4 protein-coding genes are annotated in these 7,388 nt (G+C 45.5%); 1 reads left to right on the top strand and 3 read right to left on the bottom strand.

Features of this window, described 5'->3' with window-relative positions; all coding sequences use genetic code 11:
* Positions 1-599 precede the first annotated feature (599 nt).
* The gene (locus BLW16_RS14205) at positions 600-740 is read left to right on the top strand and encodes a GMC oxidoreductase (protein WP_139298320.1); all 141 of its coding nucleotides are present in this window, start codon (positions 600-602) and stop codon (positions 738-740) included.
* A 96-nt stretch (positions 741-836) separates the two neighbouring features.
* On the opposite strand, the gene BLW16_RS14200 is transcribed toward BLW16_RS14205, so the two are convergent.
* From BLW16_RS14200 to BLW16_RS14190, 3 genes are all read right to left on the bottom strand, one after another.
* The gene (locus tag BLW16_RS14200) at positions 837-3,164 is read right to left on the bottom strand and encodes a Tex family protein (protein WP_090557701.1); all 2,328 of its coding nucleotides are present in this window, start codon (positions 3,162-3,164) and stop codon (positions 837-839) included.
* A 199-nt stretch (positions 3,165-3,363) separates the two neighbouring features.
* Positions 3,364-4,350, bottom strand: a complete 987-nt coding sequence (locus tag BLW16_RS14195; RefSeq protein WP_090557700.1) for a pyruvate dehydrogenase complex E1 component subunit beta — start codon at positions 4,348-4,350, stop codon at positions 3,364-3,366.
* A gap of 127 nt (positions 4,351-4,477) precedes the next feature.
* Positions 4,478-7,387: a PD-(D/E)XK nuclease family protein gene (locus BLW16_RS14190; protein ID WP_090557698.1), complete on the bottom strand. Its 2,910-nt coding sequence runs from the start codon at positions 7,385-7,387 to the stop codon at positions 4,478-4,480.
* Position 7,388: the final 1 nt, after the last annotated feature.

Raw genomic sequence — 7,388 nt, 5'->3', positions numbered from 1 at the left:
TTACCTATCAGCATATTCTGTACAGTAACGGACAATAGTAAACAAATAGCAGTAACAAACTGTAAAGCTTTTCCTGTATAAGACCAACTGTAAAGACACCACAGAACTAAAAAAGCTGGGCATCGAAACTGTAGTTAATCTTCCCGGCGTAGGCAAAAATTTACAGGACCATATTGCAGTACAGGGACTATATTTTGAAGCAGCAGAACCCATTCCACCTGTCACCACTTCGACCTTAGGCAGTGCCCTTTACTGGAAATGCAAGCCTGAACTGAAAGCTTCTGATATTTTCATTACGATATCAAGATCCGCCGCTTATATACCTGAGGTAATGGCAAAATACCAGATTCCGGAAAACTCATTCGTGCTGATGCCTGCTCTTTTCGGAGTTCAAAGCAGGGGTTATGTAAAGATGAAAACGGCAAATACGATGGTCCCCTTGAGATTCAACCGAATTACTTAAAAGAACAGGCCGATGTAGATGCACTGGTTAAGGCGGTTGAATTAAGTTTAGATATTGCCTCGCAACCAGCATTCAAAAATATCATCAAAAGATCTGTTACTCCGGAAAGATTCGATAACCCGGTAACGAAGCCGTAGTGAGCGAACAGTTACTGGTTCATGGTATAGAAGGTCTACGTATCGCCGATGCTTCGGTTATGCCCAAGATCACTTCTGCAAATACATATGCACAGGTATTAATGATAGGAGAGTTTGCCTCCAGGCTGATCACAGGCTAAAACAAGATGGATCCCGGCTAATATGGCCGGACAAGAGTAAGCCCTAATTACGTATGATGATCTTCCGGTTCTGAAAGATCATCATACTGTAACTTACTATTTAAATTTATTTTTCAACGCTTCAAGTTTCAACTGCAAATCGCCCTCTGGCTGAGGTTTAGATTGCTTGGAAGGTCTGTTGGCAGCCTGTGCCTTATTTGAAGGCACAGGCTGCCCGTTCTGAGGCTTATTACCCGCATCAGGCTTCCTAAATCCGGCAGCTCTTTCGGGTTTCGCCTGATTACCCTGTTTAGGTGCATTTTCGCTTTTCATGGATAACGAAATCCTTTTACGGACAACATCGATCTCTTTCACGGTTACCTCTACCCTCTGGCTCACCTTCACTACATCATTAGGGTTGGCAACAAACTTATCTGCAAGCTGACTGGTATGCACCAAGCCATCCTGATGTACACCAATATCTACAAAAGCACCGAAATTGGTAATGTTGGTCACGATACCGGATAACTTCATCCCCACTTTCAGATCGGCAATTTCATTTATGCCTTCAGCAAAACTAAAAGCTTCGAACTGCTCCCTCGGATCACGCCCGGGCTTAGCAAGCTCAGCCATAATATCGTTCAAAGTAGGTAAACCTACACTGTCACTCACATACTGCTGTAACTTGATCTGCTTTTGCAGCTGGACATCTTTTAAGAGATCATTCACAGAATGCCCCAGGTCTTTCGCCATCTGGTTCACGAGGGCGTAACGCTCCGGGTGAACACCACTTGCATCCAGTACATGCGCCGCATCCCTGATGCGCAGGAATCCGGCAGCCTGCTCATATGCTTTATCTCCCAGTCTTGGGACTTTCTTTAAACTTTCACGGTTCTTAAAGGCACCATGTTCATTTCTGTAGCTCACAATGTTTTGTGCAAGTTGCGGCCCAAGTCCTGAGACATATGCCAGCACCTGCTTTGAAGCCGTGTTCAACTCTACGCCTACAGCATTCACGCAACTTATCACGGTATCATCAAGGGATGCCTGTAATTTCACCTGGTCCACATCATGCTGATACTGCCCTACGCCGATAGACTTAGGATCAATCTTTACCAGCTCTGCCAGCGGATCCATCAGCCTGCGGCCGATAGAAACAGCCCCGCGCACAGTGATATCCTGGATTGGGAATTCCTCCCGCGCTACTTCTGAGGCCGAATAGATCGATGCACCGTTCTCATTGACCATCACGATCAGTACACCCGTCAGGCCGAGGCCCCTTATAAACACTTCAGTTTCCCGTCCGGCGGTTCCGTTTCCAATTGCAATGGCCTCCACCTCATGTTTAACACATAATTTCTGGATCGTATCCGCAGCATTTTTGATGTTTCCCTGACCGGTATGCGGGTAGATCGTTGTATTTTCAAGCAATTTGCCCTGTCTGTCCAAACATACCACCTTACATCCTGTACGGAATCCGGGATCTATAGCCAATACATTTTTCTGTCCCATAGGGGCAGCAAGCAATAGCTGTCTTGCATTTTCTGCAAACACACGGATTGCTTCCTCATCTGCCTTTTGTTTTGACAATAAACGCAGTTCCGTTTCCATTGATGGCCCCAGCAGTCTTTTGTAACTGTCATGTACGGCCAGCTCCACCTGTTTTGATGAAGCAGTATTGCCCTGAATAAAATGTTTCTCCAGGATGGCAATCGCACCATCTTCTTCCGGCACAGCTTCCAGTCTTAAGATAGACTCATTTTCACCGCGTCTCATGGCAAGAATACGGTGTGAAGGCGCAGATTTTATAGGCTCTTCCCATTCAAAATAGTCCTTGTACTTGATCCCGTCTTCTTCTTTTCCCTTGATCACAGACGATTTGATGACGGCTTTCTGCTGGAAGTACTTCCTCATCCCGGTCCGTACTTCGGCATTTTCACTGATCATCTCCGCAATGATGTCACGGGCACCAGCCAATGCATCTTCGGCATTCAACACGCCCAGTTCCGTATTCAGGTATTTCGCTGCTTCATCTTCCGGGTTCAGTTTTCCCTGTTCAAAGATCGCCAGCGCCAATGGCTCCAGGCCTTTCCGCCGGGCTTCAGAAGCCCGTGTTTTTCTCTTTGGCTTATAGGGAAGATAAATATCTTCTATAACAGTGATATGCTCCGCCGCTTTGATCTGCGCTTCCAGTTCCGGGGTAAGTTTCCCCAGTGCTGCTAAAGCTTTTAGGATTGCTTCGCGCCGTTTGTCCAGCTCACGCAGCTGCTGAAAGCGGTCGCGCAGGGCAGCCACCTGAACTTCATCCAAACTTCCCGTCAGTTCCTTACGGTAACGGGAAATAAAAGGTACTGTTGCCCCTTCGTCCAATAACTCAATAGTGGCAATAACCTGCTTTTCTGCTACTGCTAATTCCGCAGCAATAATCTTTGAGTGACTACTCATATTGAAAAATATGTTTTAAAAACCTGTATCAGCTTGTCGCTTAACATCAGTATAAAAACTGATGTAAGCCTTATCATAAAAATATATTAAAAAAATCTGTATCAGGGTGCCAGCTGATCCAATCTTCATCACTTATAAAAACAAAAAAATCCCGCAGGGTTTTAACCAACGGGATTCTATATACTGTTTACCGAATAGCTTATTTTGTTACGTACATTACTTCTTTTACCGCTTTGATCACGCGTTCTGCGTTTGGTAAGCTGGCAGCGATCAATGTAGGTGCATATGGAAGCGGTACATCTGCGCAAGTGATACGCAATACCGGAGCATCTAAATGATCGAAAGCATTTCTTTGTACATTGAAAGCAATCTCAGAAGAAATTGACGCCAATGGCCATGCTTCTTCAACGATAACCAAACGGTTGGTTTTTTTAACCGACTCAATGATCGTAGCATAGTCGATAGGACGTACGGTACGTAAATCGATCACTTCTGCACTGATACCTTCTTTTGTTAATTCTTCCACTGCAGGGTTAACTACACGGCTAAGCATTTTACCAAAAGTAACGATGGTTACATCAGTACCTTCTTTAGTAACCTTTGCTTTTCCCAGTGGGATATAGTATTCATCTTCAGGAACTTCACCTTTATCACCGTACATTACTTCAGATTCCATGAAGATTACAGGATCAGGATCAAGAATTGATTGTTTCAGCAATCCCTTAGCCTCATAAGGAGTAGAAGGAACTACAACTTTCAAACCAGGACAGTTGGCATACCAGTTTTCAAAGTTTTGAGAGTGTTGTGCACCTAACTGACCCGCATTTCCAGTCGGCCCGCGAAATACAGCAGGAATTGAAAACTGGCCACCGCTCATAGATAAGATCTTAGCAGCGCCATTGATGATCTGATCGATTGCAACAAGGGAGAAGTTAAATGTCATAAATTCTATGATGGGAATTAACCCGTTCATTGCGGCTCCGATTCCGATTCCTGTAAAACCCAGCTCAGCAATTGGTGTATCAATGATACGTTTGTCGCCAAACTCATCAAGCATACCCTGACTTACTTTATATGCACCGTTGTATTGCGCAACTTCTTCGCCCATCATAAAAACGTTTTCGTTCTTACGCATTTCTTCGCTTAAAGCTTCACGCAAAGCTTCTCTAAATTGAATCTCTCTCATTGTATATTCAAATGTTAACTACGGCAAATATAACTATTGTAACTTAATAATAAAGTTTGTTTTAAATACAATCTGTTATGAACAGAAATCATGGAAATATATTGACAAAAAGCCTTTAATAAAGATATTATTTGCCGCACAAAGACAAATACGGACAATATTTACAGTTGTCGGCCTGTGTAGTATGCATAAATGGTGTGGCAGGGTCAAATAATTCTTCCAGTTTCGTCTTTAAACGCTTACTAAATTCTTCTTTCAGGCTTGCCAGATGTTCTACCTGCAGGTAAACACGTTTCCTGTTTTCGCTGGAATAAAAGAGCGTTCCCTCTTTTCTCATCTTCCTGATCAGGTATAAATTAGGCTCCATACCGGTAATACCTTTCGACTGCTCATATACATAAGTATAAAACAGGGTCTGTACCAGTGCCTTGTTCTGCTTACCGCTTTCGGTGTCAAAAATATCGTCCAGCGAGGTAAACTGCAGCTCATCACGGCCGGTCTTATAATCCACCACCCTGGTCACCCCATTCTTCAGGTCTACCCGGTCAATTATCCCATGCAGCGTCAGCAACCTTTCCTTACCTTCTACATTGATGTTAAACCTGATCTCGTCCCTGCTTTCAAGGTCGAGTACGGAAAAAGGCGCTTCTGTTTCATCATAGTTCAGGATCACATTGGCATATTCGGCAACAATGGCCAGTACAACCTGCTGCATCCCGTTATGGTTCAGTACCTGGTGTTCATCATCAGCCATGATCTTGGAGAAAGCGATCTTACCTAACCTGTCCAGCTGTTTCCGGTGTTCCGAGATACGTTCCCGGGTGATATAAGGCCCTTCAGCTTTCAGATCCTCATAAAAGCATTCCATTACAAAATGGAGCATGGAGCCAATATTGTTTGCTTCCAGGTTCTCTGTAAGTTCTTTAGGCTCCTCAATTTTAGCGATATACTTATAGAAAAACTGTACGGCACAGTTCATATAGGTAGTTAATGCGGTAGCAGAAATCCGCAATGCGGGTTCCTGCTGGTCAAGATATGCTTGCAAACGGCTCAGTACTTCACCTTCCTTTTTGATATCGGTCTTCAGGTGATGAGCGGTAGAAATAGGCTGCGACTGATCGAAATATTTAAAAGTATACCCGCTTTCAAATTCAAGCTGCCTTAAAAAGCGGCTGGGTTCACCCGTATTATTTTCATCGCCCTGTCCGTTATAGACCAGGCTGACCTTCCTGGAACGCTGCAATAAGCGGTAGAACATATAGGCCGAAATTGCATCCTGGTTTTCTATCACCGGCAGGCCATAGGCCCTGCGGATACTATCAGGAATGAAACTCGGGGAAACACTTACCTGCGGCAGAATCCCTTCATTTACGCCCAGGATATACACGTGGTCAAAATCAAGGCTCCTGCTTTCCAGCAGCCCCATCACCTGCACGCCTTCCAGCGGTTCCCCGCTTAGCGGAACGGCAATCCCCTGGATGGCCTTCTGCATGAGCGACAATACAAAGGGCAGCGAAAGTTCAGTAGTGTAGGCTATCATGGTATCATGAAGGCGGTTCAATTCTTTGATCGTGGCAATGAACAGATCGGCTTCGGTTTGTTTCAATGTTTTCTCAGCGATCTGCTGCTGCAGGATCAAACTGAAGACATCTAAAAGACCGGTGATGGCCGAAGCCCCCGTATTTCTTCTTTTAAAAAATAGTTCTGCCAGCTCAGCTGCCCCGCTCAGCATATCCATGTTCACTTCCACAAAGATCCCCTCCAGGATTTCCTTTTGAAGCTGGTTGCGGATGTCAGGCGGAAGGCCGATCAGCGGGTGGGACAGGAAAGCCTCCACCTCCCGGTAATGTACAGTGTCTTTTTTACCCGCGGCCAGCTGCGACTGCACACTGAGCCAGATATCCGCCAGGCCAAAAATTGAGGTTGCCAGCAGGGGATAACCCATTGTCACGTTTAAGTTTACCGCTGCCGTAATCCCCTGTTCGCCCCTGTAATGGGTAGGTATCGTTTGTAATACAGGCAGCAGCAGGCTCTCATCGGCCAGGATCAATGCAATTTTCCCGGCATTGTCTGCTGCATCCAGCATCGGGTAATCCTCTTCCAGTTCTTTTTGTAAGATCTTGGCCTGTGCGGTCTGCCCCTGTGTTTTGTAGACTTTGATCTCCTTCTGTCCGGACCTGATCAGGTCCCTGCTTTCGCCCAGCGCATTCGGCAGGCCCAGCTTCTGTATGTTTTTTCTGAGGAAAAGCCCCGCTTCCTGGGTGTCATCCTGCATATAATAATTGTCTGTATCAAAGTAGAACAATGCCTTTTCATCCTGGCTCCAGCGCTTAAAGATCATGGCTTCGGCATTACTCAGGGCATTAAACCCGGCAAATACCAGTTTCCCTTTGGCAAAATCATTTATGAATTCAGGCTTTTCGGCTTTGCCCAATGCCAGTTTACGGTACACATGGGCCATAGAGGTAAGCCCCTTTGCCTGCAGCGCCTCATGGAAACCGGCGTACAGGGCCGGCATCCTCCGCCACATCCTGATGAACTGCTCCTGTTGGTTCTTCTGCTTTCCGGAGGAGAACGAAATCCAGAACTGCTCTAAAAAAGATTGCTGCTCTGCCGTAAGGTGCTGGAAGTTCTTTTCAATCACGGCAATATCCTCCAGCTCTTCAAACAGCTGATCCGCATTAACCAGGTCATTATCGATCTGGGCAAAGTCGCTCAGGATAATCCTGGCAACGGGATAAAATACATCGGGATTGATGGCCTTTGCACCTTCCTTTTTCAGCAATTCGTTGTATTGCTGGTAGAGGCTGAAAAACTGGGTAAAGCCATCTGCCACCTGCAGATCGGTAGACAGCGCAAAAAATTCCTGTATCGTAAAAAACGAGGGGCTCCAGAAAGGTTTCCCTATGGTTTGTGCCAAGTGGTTTTGCAGGTAGGCCACCGGCCGTTTATTGTTAAATACCACCGCAGCATGGTGCAGGTTGTTTCCTGTCCTTGCTATCAGATCTACTGCAACTTCTTTTAAAAATGGTATCATG

It is taken from the genome of Pedobacter hartonius (assembly GCF_900107535.1).
Taxonomy (GTDB): Bacteria; Bacteroidota; Bacteroidia; order Sphingobacteriales; family Sphingobacteriaceae; genus Pedobacter; species Pedobacter hartonius.
This window is presented reverse-complemented; position numbering and strand designations above follow the sequence as displayed.